The following is a 17,625-nucleotide window of genomic DNA, read 5'->3' on the forward strand; positions in this document are numbered from 1 at the left end:
ATAGACCATGACCTCACCTGACATCGACTGCCCGTTTCGTCGTCCAGCCCCTCCGGGGAGGACGCACAAGGAGAAGCCCATGAAAAAAGCCTTCACCCTTCTGTCCCTGGCGCTGCTCGGCAGCGCGCACGCCGCGACCCTGACGCTCTGGACGTCCTTCGAGGCGGCCGGCGAACTCGCGTGGATCAAGGCGCAGGCCGCCGCTTTCGAGAAGGCCACCGGCAACAAGGTGACCCTCGTCAGCGTGCCCTTCGCGCAGACGCAGGACAAGTTCATCCAGAGTGCGCCCAAGGGCCAGGGGCCGGACCTGATCGCCACCGAACCCCACGACCGCCTGGGACGCTACGCGGCGTCGGGCGTGATCGAGCCGATGGACAAGTACATCACCTCCAAGGCGGACTACGACAAGACCGCGCTCTCGGCCTTCACGTACCAGGGCAAGCTGTTCGGCCTGCCCCTGAACGCCGAGGCGGTCGCGCTGGTGTACAACAAGAAACTCGTCCCGAGCGCCCCCACCACCTGGGACGCCTTCCTGAAGGCCGCGCAGGCGAACACCGGCAACGGCAAGTTCGGCTACCTCGCAGATATCGCCGAGCCGTACAAGAGTTACGGTTTTGTCAGCGCCTACGGCGGCTACGTGTTCAAGAACAACGGCGGCACCCTGGACACCAAGGACATCGGGCTGGACAACGCCGGCACCGCCAAGGCGCTGGGCTTCCTGAACGACCTGCGCTACAAGTACAACCTGGTGGCCGAGGGGGTCAGCCAGGACGCCGCGAAGAGCGCGTTCGTCGACGGCAAGCTGGCCATGTTCTACACCGGCCCGTGGGACATGGGCGACATCAAGAAAGCGGGCATCGACTACGGCATCGTGCCCTTCCCGACGCCTCCCGGCGCGACCGGCAAGTGGAGTCCCTTCGTGGGCGTGCGTGGCATTCTGGTGAGCGCCTACAGCAAGAACAAGACGGTGGCCGTGCAGCTCGCCCGGCAGCTGACCTCCTCAGCGTCGCAGCTGTCGTTCAATGCGGCGAACGGCTCGATTCCGACCAGCCTGTCGGCCCGCTCGAAACTCCGCACCGATCCGGTCGTGGCGGGCTTCGGCAAGGCCGTGGCCATGGGCACGCCCATGCCGAACATCCCGGAGATGGGGTCGGTGTGGGGGCCGTGGGCCGCCGCGACCGCGCAGGGCGTGCAGAAGGCGAACCAGCCGTACAGCGACCTGCTGAAGAAGGCGGTCACGGAGATCAGCAGCAACATCAACAAGTAAACGACACGGGTACGGCGGAACGGGACTAGACCCCCGTTCCGCCCTGTTTCATACCAGCGTCTGCACCTTTCCACCGATGCCTCTATGCCCTCGACACGGCATGGTAGGGACATGAAGCGCGTGCTCGGCCTCCTGTTCGTCCTGGCACTCCTGGCGGGAGGGACGGTCCTGCTGTGGCCCATGCTGAAGAACGCGCAGCGCTACGCGGGCCTGCTCTCGGCCCCCACTCCGACGGCCCGCAGCCTGCCCAACCCACTGCCCACCACGCGCTTCGTGGACACCTGGGGCGGCGCGCGCAGTGAGGGGCGCACCCATGAGGGCGTGGACATCTTCGCGCCGCGCGACACGCCCATCCACGCGACCACGCGCGGCATCGTCGTGAATGTCGGCCCGGACAGGCTGGGCGGGCGCACGGTCATGATCCTCGGGCCGGGCGGGCAGCGGCATTACTACGCGCACCTGAACCGCTACCCCGACCTGAGCCGGGGCGACTGGGTCGAGGCCGGGGACGTGGTCGGCTATGTGGGCGACAGCGGGAACGCGAAGGGAACGCCCACGCACCTGCACTACGGCATCTATGCGACTGGCGGGGCGCTCAACCCGTACCCGTTGCTGAAGCGGAACTGATCCGCGCGTCCAGGGCGGCCTTCACGGCGGGCCACTCGACGGCCGTGACCGAGTACATCACGGTGTCGCGCATGCTGCCGTCCGGGCGGCGCATGTGGGCGCGCAACACGCCCTCGCGCGTGGCCCCCAGCGCCGCGATGGCCGCCTGCGAGCGCCGGTTGCGGATGTCGGTCTTCAGCTGCACGCGCTCCATGCCCATGCGCTCGAAGGCGTGGGCGAGCAGCAGGCGCTTCATGCGGCGGTTCACGCCCGAGCCGTGGTGGCGGGGGTGCAGCCACGTCCAGCCGATCTCCACGCCCGAATCGGCAGGGCGCAGGTCGCCGTAGCGGGTGCTGCCGGCCAGTCGTCCCCCCACCTCGATCACGAACACCAGCTGGTTCGCGGCGTCCAGGCCAGCGCGGTAGTACGCCTCGCTGCTGGGAGGCGAGCCCATGTGGCGCAACTCGTCACCACACGTCGCCGCCAGCGCGCACAGCAGCGCTATATCCGCGTCCATCAGGGGCCGCAGGGTGAGGTTGCCGTCCGTGAGGATCACGTCATGCCGCATGGCCCGATGGTAGCCCGTCCGGTCAGTGGCCCTGAAGCGCCCCGAGCACCGCGCCGTACGCGGGCTTCCTCGCGTAGTCGTCGTCGAAGATCAGGGGCTTGCCGCCCGCTCGCCAGGATCCCGCGTCGTTCACGCCCCACATGACGAAGGCGCTGCACTTCACGCCCAGGCAGGCGTTCATCAGGTCGCCGTACACCTGCGCCTGCCGCGCGAGGTTCGCCGGAGTCGCCCCGCCGGCGGGCAGGGTGACGTCCACCTCGGTCAGCTGCACATCGAGGCCCAGGTCGTGAAAGCGCTTCAGGTTCTCCAGCATCCCGGAGTCCTTCACGGAGAAATTCGCGTCCAGGTGTGCCTGAAAGCCCACTCCGGAGATCGGGACGCCACGCGACTGCATCCCCCGCACCAGCGCGTAGATGGCGTCGCTCTTGCCGTTCAGGGCCTCGGCGCCGTAGTCGTTGTAGTAGAGCTTCGCGGCCGGGTTCGCCGCGTGCGCCCAGCGGAAGGCCGCGTCGATGTAGTCCGGCCCGGCCAGCGCAAACGGACTGTTCGCGCGCAGGGGGTGTCCGGGCGCATCGGAGATCGCCTCGTTCACCACGTCCCAGATCAGCACCCGGTTCCCGAAGTGCGTCATGACCTGCGTGATGTGGTTCTGCATGGCGGCCCGCAGCTCCGCCGGGGTCTTCAGCTGATACACCCAGGCCGGTACGCTGTCGTGCCAGATCAGGGTGTGACCGCGTACTTGGACGCCATGCTGCGCGGCCCAGGCCACGGTGGCGTCCGCGAGGCCGTACACGAACTCGTTCGGGCTGCCCTCCAGGGCCTTCCACTTCATGCCGTTCTCGGAGACCACGACGCTGAACTCCCGCCCGACCGTGGCGGCGTAGTCCGGGTCGAGGTCGTCGAAGAGGGTGCTGCCGACCGCGCCGCCGATCAGCACGCCGCGCGTCTGGGCCGCCTGTTTCAGCGTGGGCAGCTGCCCGGAACCGCTCGCAAGGCCGCCGAGCACCAGGGCCGCGAGCAGGGATGTAGGGATCTTCATGCCATCACCTGCCTTCTATGGATGAACCACGGTGATGGATCGGAGCGGCCACCGCACCGCCGCTCCGTCCTGTTCTGAGGAACCCGGCCTCTTCAGCGCACGCGGAAGGTGTGCACGGTGCGCGACGTGAAGGCCCGCTCCGGATCGAGCCGGGTGGAGGGGAACGCCGGCCAGTTGGGCGCATCCGGGAAGTGCTGCGTTTCCAGGCACAGGCCCGCGTGCCGCGCGTACACCTGCCCGTCCTTGCCCGTGATCGTGCCGTCCAGGAAGTTGCCGGAGTACACCTGCACGCCGGGCTCGGTGGTGTGGACGGTCAGCTCGCGCCCGGACTGGGGATCGTAGAGGACGGCCGCGAGGCGCAGGCCCGTTCCATCTCCGTCTGCATCGTCCAGCACGTAGTTGTGGTCGTACCCGCCCACCAGCGCGAGCTGCTCGTGGGCATCCGCGACCCGCGCTCCGACCCGCTGGGGCGAGCGGAAATCGAAGGGCGTGCCGGCCACCGGGCACAGGTCGCCCGTGGGAATGCCGCCGGCCCGCACCGCCGTGAACTGCGTGGCGTTCACGGTGAGGTCGTGCTCCAGCACGCCGCGCGAGGGCTCGGCCGTGAGGTTCCAGTAGCTGTGGTTGGTGAGGTTCACGACCGTGGGCGCGTCCGTCACCGCGTGGTAGTCGAGGCTGAGGGTCAAGCCCTCGTCCTGCGCGGCCAGGGTGTAGGTCACGGACACGCGCAGGGTGCCGGGAAAGCCCATCTCACCGTCCGGACTGGTGCGCGTGAAGGTCACGGCCGGGCCAGCTCCTGTCACCCGCACCTCGCCCTGCCACAGCTGGTGGTCGAAGCCCGCCGGGCCACCGTGCAGGGCGTTCGGGCCGTCGTTCAGGGGCACCCGGTACGCCCGGCCATCCAGCGTGAACTGCCCGTCCGCGATGCGGTTGGCATAGCGCCCGATGGTCGCCCCGAAGTACGGCGAGGTCGCGTGGTCGGCGTACGGTTCCGGCCGGGCATGTCCGAGCACCACGTCGCCCAGCACGCCCTGCCGGTTCGGCACCTCCAGGCGGACGAGCGTCGCGCCGAAGTCCGTCAGGGTGGCCTGCGCGCCGCCGGGCAGCGCCAGGGTGAAGGAGTGAATCGTCTCGCCGGACGGGGTCTGCCCCCAGGAACGCCGGTCGGCCCGGCCCGCAGCCATGCTCATGCCCCTACCGTACCCCGAGCAGCAGCTCCATGGTGAGCTGGTCGAGCTGTTCCAGGCCGGGGCCCCGCGCGCCCAGCGCCGCCCGGTCGAAGCTGCGGGCCTTCAGCGCCTCGGCGTTCTCGGCGCTGAACGTGCCGGTGAGTGAGGCGAGTTCCGCGTCCTCCACGCGGTAGGCCGCCAGCGCCGCCTGGATCTCGCTGTCCTGCGCGAACTGCTGCGCCTTCTCCTTGAAGATCAGGTAGGTGCGCATGCAGCCGCGTGCGAACGCCCACACGCCCGCCTCGTCCTCGGTGCGCAGCGCGTGCGCGTCGAAGTGCCGGGAACCGGTGTAGCCACTGCTCTCCAGCAGCTGCACTAGGAAGAACGCGCCCTTGGGATTCTCCGCGCCGAAGCGCAGGTCCTGGTCGAAGCGGCCCATCTTCTGGTCGTTCAGGTCGATGTGAAAGAGCTTCCCGGCGTCGATCGCCTGCGCGACCGCGTGCGTGAAGTTCAGGCCCGCCATGGTCTCGTGCGCGAACTCCGGGTTCACGCCGAACTGCTCCGGTCGGTCCAGCGTGGCGATGAAGCCCAGGGCGCTGCCCACGGTGGGCAGGAAGATGTCGGCGCGCGGTTCGTTCGGCTTGGGTTCCAGCGCGAAGCGGTACCCGTAGCCCTGGGATTCGCTGTACTGCGCGAGGAAGTTCAACGAGTCGCGGAACCAGCCCAGGCAGTCCAGCAGCTTGCCGCCGGCGTCCACCTCGGTGCCCTCGCGGCCGCCCCAGAAGACGTAGGTCGTCGCGCCGAGTTCCGCGCCCAGATCCATGCTCTGCATGGTCTTCTGCAGGGCGTAGGCGCGCACGCGGGCGTCGGCACTGGTGAACGCCCCGTCCTTGAAGGCCGGATCGCCGAACAGGTTGGTGGTGGCCATGGGCACCACGAGGCCGTGATCGGACAGGGCCTGTTTGAACTCCTTGACGATGGCGTCGCGCTCGCTGGCGCTGGCGGTGATCGGCACGAGGTCGTTGTCGTGCAGGTTCACGCCCCAGGCGCCGAGTTCCGCGAGCTTCTGCACGAGGTAGGGGGCCTTCAGGGCGGGGCGGGTGGGGTCGCCGAAGGGATCGCGGCCGGTGTTGCCGACCGTCCACAGGCCAAAGGTGAACTTGTCGGCGGGCGTCGGGGTGTAGTCAGGCATGGTGGGCTCCTTGGGTGAATGGGGGCGGTGAAGGGGCAATTCGTTCGATCTTCAGACCGTCGAACTCAGGTGGGGTACAGCGCGTCGCGGGTGCGGGCGTAGGCGGACAGAGCGGCGTGCATGTCGATGGCGGGCACGGCCTCCAGCGCGTCGGGGCGGGTGGCGTCGATGGCAGCGGTGAGATCCGGGTGCAGGCCGGCGGCGGGCATGGCGAGGATGGCCGCGCCGTGCGCCGCGCCGGGCCGCGCCGTGGTTGGGTGGACGGGGAGCCCCAGCGCTCCGGACGCGAGACCCAGCCACATCTCCGAGCGGGCACCCCCGCCGGTCGACAGCAGCGACCCCAGCGGCGCGATGGGCGCCATGACGGCGTAGGCGTCCGCCAGGGCAGCGACCGAACCCTCCAGCACGGCGCGCACGAGGTGGCCGCGTCCGTGCGCGAGGCTCAGGCCGGTGAACGCGGCGCGGGCCTGCGGGTTCATCAGGGGGCTGCGTTCTCCGGACAGATACGGCAGGAAGGTCACGCCGTCGGCGCCCGGCGGAACAGCCAGGGCCTCGTCGAGCAGGGTGGGGAGGGGCACGTCTGGCGCGAGCCTGCCGTGCAGCCACTCCAGCGATCCCGCCGCCGAGAGGGTCACGCCCAGCAGGTGGTAGCCGCCGTCAGCGTGAGCGAAGAGGTGCACGCGGCCCTCGGAATCGGGCGTGGGCGTCGTCAGCGGACTGAACACCACGCCGGACGTGCCCAGGCTGAGGCTGCCCACGTCCGGCCGCGCCGAGGTCAGACCCAGCGCGATCCCTGCCGCCGCATTGTCGCCGCCGCCCGCGACAATGGGCAGCCCCGCCGGGAGGCCAGTCTGGGCCGCCCAGTCGGCGTTCAGGGTGCCGGTCACGTCCAACGAGCGCACGAGGGGTGGGAACAGCGAGGGATCGACGCCCAGCTCGCGCAGGAGATCCGTGTCCCAGTCGTTCCGGGCGAGATTCAGCGCGCCCACGCCCGACGCATCCGACGGTTCGGCGGCCAGCACGCCGGTCAGGACATAGCCCAGGTAGTCCTTGGGGATCAGCGCGTGGCGCAGCCGGGCGTACAGTTCGGGCTCCTCGTCACGCATCCACAGAATCTTGGGGAGCTGGAAGCCGGTCACGGCGCGGTTCCCGGTGCGGGCCACCAGTTCGGCGCGCGGAAGGCGCGCCTCGATGGCCTGTACCTGGGCGCCGGTGCGCTGGTCGTTCCACAGCAGGGCCGGGCGCAACACCTCACCGTGGGCATCCAGCGGCACCAGGCCGTGCATCTGCCCGCTTAGGCCCAGGGCCAGGGGCGTGGCGTTCAGCTCACGCAGGCGGGCCGCGATGGCACTGAGGGCGGCACGCGTGCCCGCCAGCCAGTCGGTGGGGCGCTGCTCCGTCCAGCCGGGGCGGGGCGTGAGCAGCGGATAGGTCTCGGTGACCTCGGCCAGCACGCGCCCGGTGGCGTCCAGGGCCACCGCCTTCACGCCGCTGGTGCCCAGATCCACGCCGAGCGTGACCGGTACGCTCATGCCGCGACCTCCGGCGCGTTGATGGCGCGTTCGAGCACCTGGGCGGCGGCCCCCCGGGCCGGCAGGTACAGGCTGTCCGGACGAACCTCCACCCGGACGGGCGGCGTGTCGCCACTGCGGCGGGCGAGGTGGGCGGTGAAGAAGTCGAGCGCGGTGTCCATGAGTGGGCCTCCCAGGCGGGTGAGGGCCCCGCCGATGACGATGTCGCTGGGGTTCAGCGTGTGGTGCAGGTTCACCAGCAACAGGCCCAGGGCCTCGCCGGCGCGGCTGAGGGTGACCTGCACGGCCGCCTCGCGCACGCGGGGGAGCAGGGCGATGTCCAGCGGTTCCAGGGCGTTCAGGCCCAGCGACGCGCGGATGGCCCAGCCGCCCAGCAGCGTCTCCACGCAGCCCCGGTTCCCGCAGTGGCAGTACAGCCCGCCGGGCTGTATGACCGTGTGACCCAGTTCGCCGGCCAGGCCGTGCGCGCCGCGCAGCACGCGCCGCCCGCCCTCAACGAGACCCGCGCCGACGCCGGTGCCCAGGCTCAGGTAGGCGAGCAGACCGCCCTGGGCGGCGGCTCCAGGGCGATCCGGCAGGTAGGCCTCACCGAAGGCGGCGGCGTTCGCCTCGTTCTCCAGCACACGGACGCCGCCCAGACCCGGCAGGTGCGAGGCCAGCCGGTCGAGGAAGCGCAGGCGGGTCCAGCCGAGGTTGGGGGCGTGCACCAGTTCGCCGCTCTGGTCGACCGGGCCGGGCAGGGCAACGCCCAGGCCGAGCACCTGCCGACCGCTCACGTCGGGGTGGGCCAGCAGGCCATGCAGCAGCCGGGCGAGGTCGCGGGCGGCGCTGTCCGGGTCGCCGGTGGGTGTGGTGGTCAGGGCGCGGGCCAGCACGTGACCGGTGAGGGTACACGCGATCACACGGGTGCCGAGCACGCCGACCTCGGCCCCGAACATGACGTGCTGGCGGGCGTTGAGGTGCAGCTGTCGGCCGGGGCGACCGACCGTGGCCTGGTGAAGGCCGCCCTCGTGCAGCCAGCCTTCCGTCAGGAGTTCCTGTACCACGCTGCCGACCGTGACCTTGGTGCGGCCGGTGCGGGCCGCCAGATCCGCGCGGCTCAGCCCACCCTCGCGGCGGAGCAGATCGAGCACGGCCGAGCGGTTGAGGTGTTTCAGGAAGCCCTGGTCACCGGCGGGGAGCGTTGGGGTCATGGATGTCCTTGCCACAGCTGACTTAAGTAAGAGGAATTAACGAACATGAGCGTAGCGGCAGCGGGCGTCCTCGTCAAGGGGCAGGAACGGAGTACGCCCTTGAGTGCGGCCAGCATGCGATCTGCTCACAGCCTTACCGCAGGACTGAAACGATTTTGGCGCCTGCCCCGCATTCTTAAGTTTGTAATCCATACGAATCTTGCCACGTTGAAGTCAGGAGTGTGATCGTTTCGCACGCCGGTGGGCTGGCCCGTTTGTGCACTCGGCGGGCTGAATCGCCCGTCCACCCGTACTCCGGCCAGCGGGTCTGCACGCCACGGGGGTCTTGACAGCGCTTTCAGAAGGAAGTACGGTAACGTCACCTCAAATCCAGTCGTGTTGCAGGCATCCGGCCTGCACGTCTGCCGCTCACGCCCCGCCCTGGAGTCCGTATGCTCGAACCCGTCACCCTGGCCCACGTGGCCCAAGAAGCTGGCGTCTCGCCCAGCACGGTGTCGCGCATCCTGAACGGCACGGCCAACGTGACGCCGGAAAAGCGGGCCCGCGTGGAGGCGGTCATCGCGCGGCTGAACTTCAAGCCCAATCCGCAGGCGCAGGCCCTGGCAAACGGCCGCAGCCTGACCATCGGCGTGATCACGCCCAGCCTGAACTCCACCTTCTACGGCGAGGCGCTCTCCGGGGTCGAGGCCGTGCTGAACGACACGCCGTACCACCCGCTGGTGATCAGCGGGCAGTGGCGGCCCGAGCGCGAGCAGGAAGCGCTGGACGTGCTGCTGCTGCGCCGCGTGGACGCCCTGATCCTGATGGGCGGCATCCTGGACGACGCGATTCTGGAGCGCGTCTCGCAGCGGGTGCCGATGGTCGCCCTGGGCCGGGACGTGCGGGGCCTGAGCGAGAGCTGCATCGTGATGGACAACCGCGAGGGCATCCGCTTGATTGTGACCCACCTGCTGCACCTGGGGCACCGGCGATTTGCCTACATCAGCGGTGCGGAGCGTCAGCAGGACGCCGTGGAACGCCGCGAATCCTTCCATGCCGCGCTGCACGACGCGGGCGTGACCGTGCCGGATGCCCTGATCGAACCCGGCGAGTACACCGAGGAAGGTGGGCGTCAGGCGGCCGAACGGCTGCTCGACAGCGGGCTGCCCTTCACGGCGCTGGTCTGCGCGAACGACCAGATGGCGCTGGGGGCCCGCCTGACCCTTTACCGCCGGGGCATCCGCGTACCGGAAGACGTGTCGCTGACCGGCTTCGACGACGTGTTCACGTCCTCGCTGATGACGCCGCCGCTCACCACCGTGCGTCAGGCCATCTACGACATGGGTGAGGTGGCAGCCCGCGCCGCGCTGAGCCTGCTGCGGGGTGAGGCTGTGAGCATGCAGATCTTCAAGCCTGAACTGATCGTCCGTGAATCCACCCATCCCCCAGCCGGCGCCCGTCGTCCGGTTCTGCCGAGCGAGGTGAGTCGATGACCGTGCCCAGCGGTTAATCTCATGCCGTTCCACACATCTGAAAGCGCTTTCAACTCTCCCGGAGGTTCACCATGAAGAAGTCCCTGTCGCTCGCCCTCGTGTCCGCCCTGCTGCTCGGCTCCGCCCAGGCCCAGGACAAGGTCACGCTCACCGTCGCGGCCTTCCCCAGCCTCGACAGCGCCATCAAGGCCATCCTGCCCGCGTGGAACAAGCTGCATCCCAACGTCACCATCAAGCTGCAAGCGCAGGAGTACGCCGATCACCACAACGCCATGACCACCGCCCTCGCCACCGGCCAGGGCCTGCCCGACGTGATGGCCGTCGAGATCGGCTACATCGGGAAGTTCGCCGAAGGCCAGGGCCTCGAAGACCTGAACAAGGCGCCCTACTCGGCCACCCAGTACAAGAAGCTCTTCACGCCCTTCACCATCGCCCAGGCGACCAGCAGCGACGGCCGCTACGTGGCCATGCCCACCGACATCGGCCCCGGTACCTTCTTCTACCGCAAGGACGTGCTCGACAAGGCCGGCGTGAACCCGCTGACCATGCAGACCAGCTGGGAAAACTACATTGCGGCCGGCAAGAAGATCAAGGCCAAGACCGGCGCGTCGCTGATCAGCGCGGCGTCCAGCGTCTACAACGTGGTCGTCCGCACCAACCTCAAAGCCGGTGAAGGCCTGTACTTCGACAAGTCCAACAACCTGCTCGTCGGCCCCGACAACGCCCGCTTCGTGCGCGCCTTCACCCTGACCAAGGAAGTCCGCGACGCCGGCCTGGACGCCAAGATCGGCGAGTGGAGCAACGAGTGGTACGACGCCTTCAAGAAGGGCACCGTCGCCACGCAGTTCAGCGGCGCGTGGCTGCAAGGCGCGTTGCAGAACTGGATGGCCCCCGACACCAAGGGTCTGTGGCGCGTGCAGAACCTCCCCGAGAAGGGCTTCGCCTCGTGGGGCGGCTCCTTCTACGCCATTCCCAGCAAGGCCGTGAACAAGCAGTGGGCCTGGGAATTCATTAAGTTCATGACGCTGGAGCAGTCCTCGCAGATCACCGCCTTCCGCGACAACGGCGCCTTCCCCGCGCTGCTCACCGCGCAGAAGGACAAGGCCTTCAGCGAACCCGTCGACTTCCTCGGCGGCCAGCAGGCCCGCGTGCTGTGGCGTGACGCCGCCGCCAAGACCCAGCCCATCGACGTGAACAAGTACGACTCGGTCGCCGACCAGATCCTCCAGACCGAGCTGACCAACGTGCTCGAACAGGGCAAGGACATCAAGCAGGCCCTCACGGATGCCCGCGCCCAGATCGCGCGCCGCGCCCGCTAAGCACGGCGGAATTCGACCTGGGCGGGTGGGGGCCTCCAGCGCCCCCGCCCGCCCGCAGTCGTCCCGGTCGGCCCCCGCTCCACCGTCCCTGAGCCTGAAGAGGAACCGTCATGTCAGACCGCGCCAACCTCACGTCCAGTTCCCCCCCACGATCCGCCTGGAGCTACGCCCGGTTCCAGCAGCGCCTCGCGCCGTACGTGTTCACCAGTCCCTTTTTCATCCTGTTCCTGATCTTCGGGCTGTTCCCGCTGGGCTTCAGCCTGTTCCTGGCCTTTCACCTGTGGAATCCCCTGGACGGCCTGGGCAACTGGAAGTTCGTCGGCTGGGAGAACTTTGCGCTCGCCCTAGGCCCAAGCGACCAGTTCTGGGTGGCCCTGAAGCACACCATCTGGATCGGCCTGCTGTCCGGCATTCCGCAGCACCTCGTGGCGCTCCCGCTCGCCTTCGTGATCCACCAGTTCCTGCGGCGCTGGCAGAGCGCGGTCAGCACCGTGCTGTTCCTGCCGTACATCACCAACGCGGTCGCCATCACCATCGTGTTCGGCATGCTATATTCCGAGCACCTGGGCCTGCTGAACTACCTGCTGCACCTCGTGGGCCTCGGGCCGGTGCGCTGGCTGGCCCTGCCGCAGCTGGTGCCGTACTCGGTCGCGGCGGTGGTGTTCTGGCGCTACGTGGGCTGGAACGTGATCCTGTACCTCTCGGGCCTCCAAGCCATCAGTGAGGACGTGTACGAGGCTGCCACGGTCGACGGTGCGAGCCCGTGGCAGAAGTTCTGGTACATCACGCTGCCGCTGCTGCGGCCCATGATGTTCTACGCGTTCACCCTGACCATCGTCGGAAACATGCAGCTGTTCGAGGAACCCTTCATCATGACCGGCCAGGGCGGCGGCAGCGGCGGCGCGGCCCTGACGAGCGCCATGCACATCTTCAACACGGCCTTCCGCGACCTCGACATGGGCTACGCCTCGGCCATGAGCTGGCTGCTGTTCCTGGCGATCTTCGTCCTGAGCATGGTCAACAACTACCTCTTCTCCCGGGACGGAGGGCGCGACGTATGACCACCCAGCCGCTGAACACGCCCCCACTCGACACCCCGGCCGCTCCACCCCGGCCGCCCCGGCGCGCCCTGCGCCTGCCGGTCGGCCGCGCCGCCCTGTGGCTGTTCGTGGGCCTCGCCTGCTTCCTGTCGGTGGTGCCCTTCTACCTGATGTTCGTGTGGGCGTCCCTGCCCACGGATCAGATCTTCCTGGTGCCGCCGCACCTGTGGTTCGGGGGCGCCGTCGTCGAGAACTTCCACAAGATGATGAACGCGACCTCCGGCATGGCCCTGCGGCAGTTCTGGAACTCGCTGTACATCTCGATGCTCTCGACGGCGACCACGCTGTTCTTCTGCTCACTGGCGGGCTTCGCGTTCGCCATGTACGAGTTCAAGGGCAAGGCGTACCTGTTCGGCTTCATCCTGCTCACCATGCTGATCCCTCCGCTGGTCATGGACATCCCCAGCTTCCTGGTCATGAACAACTTCCTGCACTGGATCGGCACGCCCAAGACGCTGTGGGTACCGGGCATGGCGAACGCCTTCGGGATCTTCCTGATGCGGCAGTACATCATGTCCGCCCTGCCCAAGTCGCTGATCGAGGCCGCGCGGCTCGACGGCGCGACCGAGTTCGGCATCTTCACCAAGGTGGTCGTGCCGCTGATCCGCCCGATCCTGGCGACCCTGGGCGTGGTGACCTTCGTGGGCTCGTGGAACAACTTCAAGGGCGCGCTGATCATGAAACTCAGCGAGGACAACACCATGACGCTGCCGCTGTCGCTGCGCAAGATCACGGGCGGCGCCACGAACATCAACGCCGACTGGGGCGCCACGCTGATGATGGTCGTCCTGACGGTGATCCCGCTGCTGATCATCTTCCTGTTCGCCAGCCGACAGGTCATCTCCGGCCTGACCAGCGGCGCGGTCAAGGACTGACGTGACCCGTCTGCTGACCCTGGCCCTACTCGTCCTGGCGGGCCGCAGCCACGCGGCCACGGTCACGCCCGGCCCCGCGCCCGCACGCCCGATCCTCCCGGCCAGTGTGAGCGGCTTCAACCTGGGGAACTGGATGCCCGTCGTGGAGCAGGTACCGGCCCTGAACGCCCTGAATCCAGCGGCGCTACGCTGGCCCGGCGGGAACATCGGCGACGAGCAGAACCGCACGCCCGAAGCGCTCCAGACGCTGAAGACCAACTGGACGCTGCTGGGCAGGCCGCCGCTGCTGCTCCAGACGCGCGTGTTCTCGCGTCCCGGCGGCAACCGCGACGGCGCGGAGGCCAGGAACACGCCGGCCGACGCCGCCGACCTCGTGCGGATGGCGCAGGAGCTGGGCCTGAACGTCGCGTACTGGGAGATCGGGAACGAGCCCGACCTGTACGCCACCAACCGCTCCGATCCGAGCTGGACGCCGGAGAAGTACTGCGGCGTGGTGCGCGCCCAGAAAGCGGCCATCCTGAAGGTCGATCCGGCCGCGAGGATCGCCGGTCCGGCCGTGAGCAACCCCGGCCCGTTCCTGGATGCCGCGATCAAGGGCTGCGGCGACGCCTTCGACCTGATCACCTGGCACCTGTATCCGAGCAACGGCGACGGCACCGACGCGGCAGCCTTCGCCAGCATCGATCAGGTGCAGGGTACTCTGACGCGTGTCCAGACCCTGTGGGCCGACCCGGCCACCAACCCGCTCGCGCAAGGCCGGCCCCTGGCGCAGGGCGTGACCGAGTACGCGCAGTCCTGGCGCAGCGACCGCGCCACGCACCTCTCGGACGCCGTGGGCGGGCTGTGGGCGGCCGAGGCGGCCCTGCGCCTGTCGGAAGGCGGCGTGGTCTTCGACACCTACTTCTCGCTGATGGCGACCGGCAACCACGGCCTGGTCGATGATGCCGGGTACCCCCGATTCTCGTACGCCGCCTTCCGTGAGCTCGCGCATTATCGGGGAGAGACCGTCAATCTGAGCAGCGACGATCCGACCGTATGGGTGCATGCTGCGCGGCAGGGCGGCTTCATCACCGTGTTCGCGCTGAATACTGCCGCCACGGCCACTCCCCTGACGCTGAGCGTGCCCGGCTACTCTCTTGTCGGTGCGAAGACCGTCACCGATGCCGACGTGAACGCAGACCGATCCCCCCGCTCTCTGGCCGTGGCCGCTCCGGTCGGCCTGCCTCCGCTGAGCCTGACCCGCCTCGTTCTGAAAGCCTTTTCATCACCCTCCGCGGAGCTTCCATGACCAGCACTCCCGATCCCCTGCACTTTCCGCCACGCTTCGCCTGGGGCGTGGCCACCGCCTCCTACCAGATCGAGGGCGCCCCCGCCGAGGACGGCAAGGGCCCCAGCATCTGGGACACCTTCTCTCACACGCCGGGCCAGGTTCGGGGCGGCGATACCGGTGACGTCGCCTGCGACCACTACCACCGCCTTGAGGCAGACCTCGACCTGATCCAGTCCCTCGGTGTGAACGCCTACCGATTTAGTGTGGCGTGGCCCCGCCTCCAGCCCGCTGGGCGCGGCCCGGTCAACCAGCAGGGTCTGGACTTCTACTCCCGCATGGTGGACGGCCTGCTCACGCGCGGGATCACGCCGTGGCTGACGCTGTACCACTGGGATCTGCCGCAGGCCCTCCAGGATCAGGGCGGCTGGCCCTCGCGCGACACCGCCCTCGCCTTCGGCGAGTACGCGGCCCTCGTGGCGGGCGCGCTCGGCGACCGGGTGAAGCACTTCATCACGGTCAACGAGCCGTGGGTGGCCGCGTTCCTGGGCCACGCGGTCGGCATCCACGCGCCGGGGCATACCGATCTGGCCGAGAGTTACGCCGCCGCGCACCACCTGCTGGTCGGGCACGGGCTCGCCGTCCAGGCCGTGCGCGCCCACGCGCCGGGCGCGCAGGTGGGCATCACCCTGAACCTGTACGAGGGCTACCCCGCAACGGACACGCCGGAAGACCGCGCCGCGACCCGCCGCCAGGACGGCTTCCAGAACCGCTGGTACCTCGACCCCGTGTTCGGGCGCGGCTACCCGCAGGACATCGTGGAGCTGCTGGGCGACGCCAGCCCGCAGGCACAGGGACTGGTGCTGCCCGGCGACGTGGAACTCATGGGCGTACCCACGGACTTCCTGGGCGTGAACATGTACTCGCGCTCGGTGGTCGAGGACGCGCCCGGCGAGGGCTTCCTACACTCGCGCGCCATCCAGCCCCAGGGCAGCGAGTACACCGGCTTCGGCTGGGAAGTCGCCCCGCAGAGCCTGACGGATCTGATGCTGCGCCTCCAGCGGGAGTACGACCCGCCCGCGATCTACATCACGGAAAACGGCGCGACCTACCCGGACACCGTAAACGAGGATGGCACCGTGCAGGACGCCGACCGCACCCGCTACTTCCAGACGCACCTGGGGGCCCTGGAGGACGCGATCACGCAGGGCGCGAAGGTGCGCGGATACTTCGCGTGGTCGCTGATGGACAACTTCGAGTGGGCGGAAGGCTACGACAAACGCTTCGGCCTCGTGTACGTGGACTTCGGCACGCAGGCCCGCACCCTCAAGCAGTCCGGCCGCTGGTACCGGGACTTCCTGGCCCGCACGCGCAAGGCGGTGGGCGCGTGACCGCCGAGCCCCCCACCCGACCCACCGTGACTGTCACCAATCCGGTGCTGCCGGGCTTCCACCCGGATCCCAGCATCCTGCGGGTCGGCACGGACTACTACCTGGCGACCAGCACGTTCCAGTGGTATCCGGGCGTGGCGATCTCCCACTCGCGCGACCTGGTGAACTGGCGGCTCGCGGCGCGGCCCCTGGATCGCCTGAGCCTGCTGGACATGCGTGGCGACGCGGATTCCGGCGGCATCTGGGCCCCGTGCCTGAGCCACGACGGCGAGCAGTTCTACCTGATCTATACCGACGTGAAGTCTTGGGGCATCCAGGAGGCGTTCAAGGACAGCCACAACTACCTGACGACCGCGCCCAGCATCGACGGCCCGTGGTCCGAGCCGGTGTACCTGAACTCCAGCGGCTTCGACCCCAGCCTGTTCCACGATGACGACGGCAGGAAATGGTTCCTGAACATGGTGTGGGATCACCGGCCCGGCCGCAACGCCTTCGCGGGCATCGTGCTGCAGGAGTACAGCCCCACCGAGCAGAACCTGGTTGGCCCGCGCGAGATCATCTTCACCGGCACCGACATCAAGGTGACGGAAGGGCCGCACGTCTATAAGAAAGACGGCTGGTACTACCTGCTGACGGCCGAGGGCGGCACGAGCTGGGAACATGCCGTCACGCTGGCCCGCTCGCGCTCCATTCATGGGCCGTACGAGGTGCATCCGCAGGGCCCGCTGCTCACCGCCGTGGACGCGCCAGCGTTGCCCATCCAGAAATCCGGGCACGCCAGCTTCACCGACACGCCGGACGGACAGTGGATCATGGCCCACCTGTGCGGCCGCCCGCTGACCCCCCAGGGCGAGTGCCCGTTGGGCCGCGAGACGGCGCTCCAAGCGCTCGACTGGCCCGAAGGCGGGTGGCCGACCCTGGCGCAGGGCGGGCACCACCCCGCCCAGCACGTGCAGCTCCCAGCCCTGCCCGCCCACCCCTGGCCCGCCGTGCCCGCCCGTGATGACTTCGGCGGCCCGCAGCTGCGCCCCGAGTGGATGACGCTGCGTGCTCCGGCCGACCTCCTGGGCGTGGAACTCACGGACGGGGGCCTGCGCCTGCATGGCCGCGAGTCCCTGATGAGCCGCCACAGCGTGGCCCTGGTCGGCCGCCGGCTTCAGAGCCTGCACGCCCGGCTGCGGACAGAACTGAGCTTCGCGCCGGAGGACTTCCAGCAGATGGCGGGCCTGTGCGCGTACTACGACTCCCGCAACTGGGTGTACCTGCGCGTGAGCCACGACGAGACCGCCGGCCGCGCGCTGAACGTGACCTCCTGCGAGAACGGCATCTACCGCGAGCACCTGACCCACGACGTGGGCGTGGGCGACATCGGCCCCATCCAGCTGGAGGTCGTGTATGACGGCCCCACCTTCCAGTTCGGGTACAGCGTGGACGGCGAGACGTGGCACGCCATAGGCGAGCCCTTCAGTGCTGGTCTGCTGTCCGACGAGCACTGCGGCGGCTTGAGCTTCACCGGCACCTTCCTGGCCCTGACCTGCCAGGATCTGAGTGGCCGCCGCACGCCCGCCGATTTCCGCTGGGCGGAGTACCTCGAGTTCTGATCGGACCGATTCTCGCCCGGCGTCCCACGGCGCC

At 68.9% G+C, this 17,625-nt stretch carries 15 protein-coding genes; 9 read left to right on the forward strand and 6 right to left on the reverse strand.

Annotation, left to right across the window (positions count from 1 at the left end; all coding sequences use genetic code 11):
• Positions 1 to 79 precede the first annotated feature (79 nt).
• Positions 80 to 1,267, forward strand: coding sequence for a maltose ABC transporter substrate-binding protein (locus tag E7T09_RS11280; RefSeq protein ID WP_136389276.1), 1,188 nt, complete (start codon positions 80 to 82; stop codon positions 1,265 to 1,267).
• Positions 1,268 to 1,378: 111 nt separating this feature from the next.
• Positions 1,379 to 1,894 carry a M23 family metallopeptidase gene (locus tag E7T09_RS11285; RefSeq protein ID WP_136389277.1) on the forward strand — a complete coding sequence of 172 codons (516 nt, stop codon included), beginning with the start codon at positions 1,379 to 1,381 and terminating at the stop codon, positions 1,892 to 1,894.
• Here E7T09_RS11285 and E7T09_RS11290 read toward each other — a convergent pair.
• The 6 genes from E7T09_RS11290 to E7T09_RS11315 form a co-directional block, all read right to left on the reverse strand.
• Positions 1,863 to 2,441, reverse strand: a complete 579-nt coding sequence (locus E7T09_RS11290; RefSeq protein WP_136389278.1) for a GNAT family N-acetyltransferase — start codon at positions 2,439 to 2,441, stop codon at positions 1,863 to 1,865. The genes E7T09_RS11285 and E7T09_RS11290 overlap by 32 nt on opposite strands.
• Positions 2,442 to 2,463: 22 nt before the next feature.
• Positions 2,464 to 3,480 (reverse strand): endo-1,4-beta-xylanase, encoded by a 1,017-nt coding sequence (locus E7T09_RS11295; protein ID WP_136389279.1) that lies wholly within the window; start codon positions 3,478 to 3,480, stop codon positions 2,464 to 2,466.
• A 92-nt stretch (positions 3,481 to 3,572) separates the two neighbouring features.
• Complete coding sequence (locus tag E7T09_RS11300; protein WP_136389280.1) at positions 3,573 to 4,670, reverse strand: aldose epimerase family protein; 1,098 nt, start codon at positions 4,668 to 4,670, stop codon at positions 3,573 to 3,575.
• 4 nt (positions 4,671 to 4,674) lie between these two features.
• Positions 4,675 to 5,841: a xylose isomerase gene (xylA, locus tag E7T09_RS11305; RefSeq protein ID WP_136389281.1), complete on the reverse strand. Its 1,167-nt coding sequence runs from the start codon at positions 5,839 to 5,841 to the stop codon at positions 4,675 to 4,677.
• 65 nt (positions 5,842 to 5,906) lie between these two features.
• Positions 5,907 to 7,373, reverse strand: coding sequence for a xylulokinase (xylB, locus tag E7T09_RS11310; protein ID WP_136389282.1), 1,467 nt, complete (start codon positions 7,371 to 7,373; stop codon positions 5,907 to 5,909).
• Complete coding sequence (locus tag E7T09_RS11315) at positions 7,370 to 8,566, reverse strand: ROK family protein (protein WP_136389283.1); 1,197 nt, start codon at positions 8,564 to 8,566, stop codon at positions 7,370 to 7,372. The genes xylB and E7T09_RS11315 overlap by 4 nt, the downstream gene beginning before the upstream one ends.
• Before the next feature lie 431 nt (positions 8,567 to 8,997).
• On the opposite strand from E7T09_RS11315, the gene E7T09_RS11320 reads away from it, so the two are divergent.
• The 7 genes from E7T09_RS11320 (at position 8,998) to E7T09_RS11350 (ending at position 17,591) form a co-directional block, all read left to right on the forward strand.
• Positions 8,998 to 10,038: a LacI family DNA-binding transcriptional regulator gene (locus E7T09_RS11320; RefSeq protein WP_136389284.1), complete on the forward strand. Its 1,041-nt coding sequence runs from the start codon at positions 8,998 to 9,000 to the stop codon at positions 10,036 to 10,038.
• Positions 10,039 to 10,109: 71 nt separating this feature from the next.
• Complete coding sequence (locus tag E7T09_RS11325; protein WP_136389285.1) at positions 10,110 to 11,357, forward strand: ABC transporter substrate-binding protein; 1,248 nt, start codon at positions 10,110 to 10,112, stop codon at positions 11,355 to 11,357.
• Positions 11,358 to 11,467: 110 nt separating this feature from the next.
• Positions 11,468 to 12,418, forward strand: coding sequence for a carbohydrate ABC transporter permease (locus tag E7T09_RS11330; RefSeq protein ID WP_136389286.1), 951 nt, complete (start codon positions 11,468 to 11,470; stop codon positions 12,416 to 12,418).
• Complete coding sequence (locus E7T09_RS11335; protein ID WP_136389287.1) at positions 12,415 to 13,332, forward strand: carbohydrate ABC transporter permease; 918 nt, start codon at positions 12,415 to 12,417, stop codon at positions 13,330 to 13,332. The genes E7T09_RS11330 and E7T09_RS11335 overlap by 4 nt, the downstream gene beginning before the upstream one ends.
• 1 nt (position 13,333) lies before the next feature.
• A complete protein-coding gene (locus tag E7T09_RS11340; protein ID WP_136389288.1) occupies positions 13,334 to 14,620 on the forward strand; it encodes a hypothetical protein in 1,287 nt (428 codons plus the stop codon).
• Positions 14,617 to 15,990 carry a GH1 family beta-glucosidase gene (locus E7T09_RS11345; RefSeq protein WP_136389289.1) on the forward strand — a complete coding sequence of 458 codons (1,374 nt, stop codon included), beginning with the start codon at positions 14,617 to 14,619 and terminating at the stop codon, positions 15,988 to 15,990. The genes E7T09_RS11340 and E7T09_RS11345 overlap by 4 nt, the downstream gene beginning before the upstream one ends.
• A complete protein-coding gene (locus E7T09_RS11350) occupies positions 15,987 to 17,591 on the forward strand; it encodes a glycoside hydrolase family 43 protein (RefSeq protein WP_205746996.1) in 1,605 nt (534 codons plus the stop codon). The genes E7T09_RS11345 and E7T09_RS11350 overlap by 4 nt, the downstream gene beginning before the upstream one ends.
• Positions 17,592 to 17,625 lie beyond the last annotated feature (34 nt).

This window comes from Deinococcus sp. KSM4-11 (assembly GCF_004801415.1).
Lineage (GTDB): Bacteria > Deinococcota > Deinococci > Deinococcales > Deinococcaceae > Deinococcus.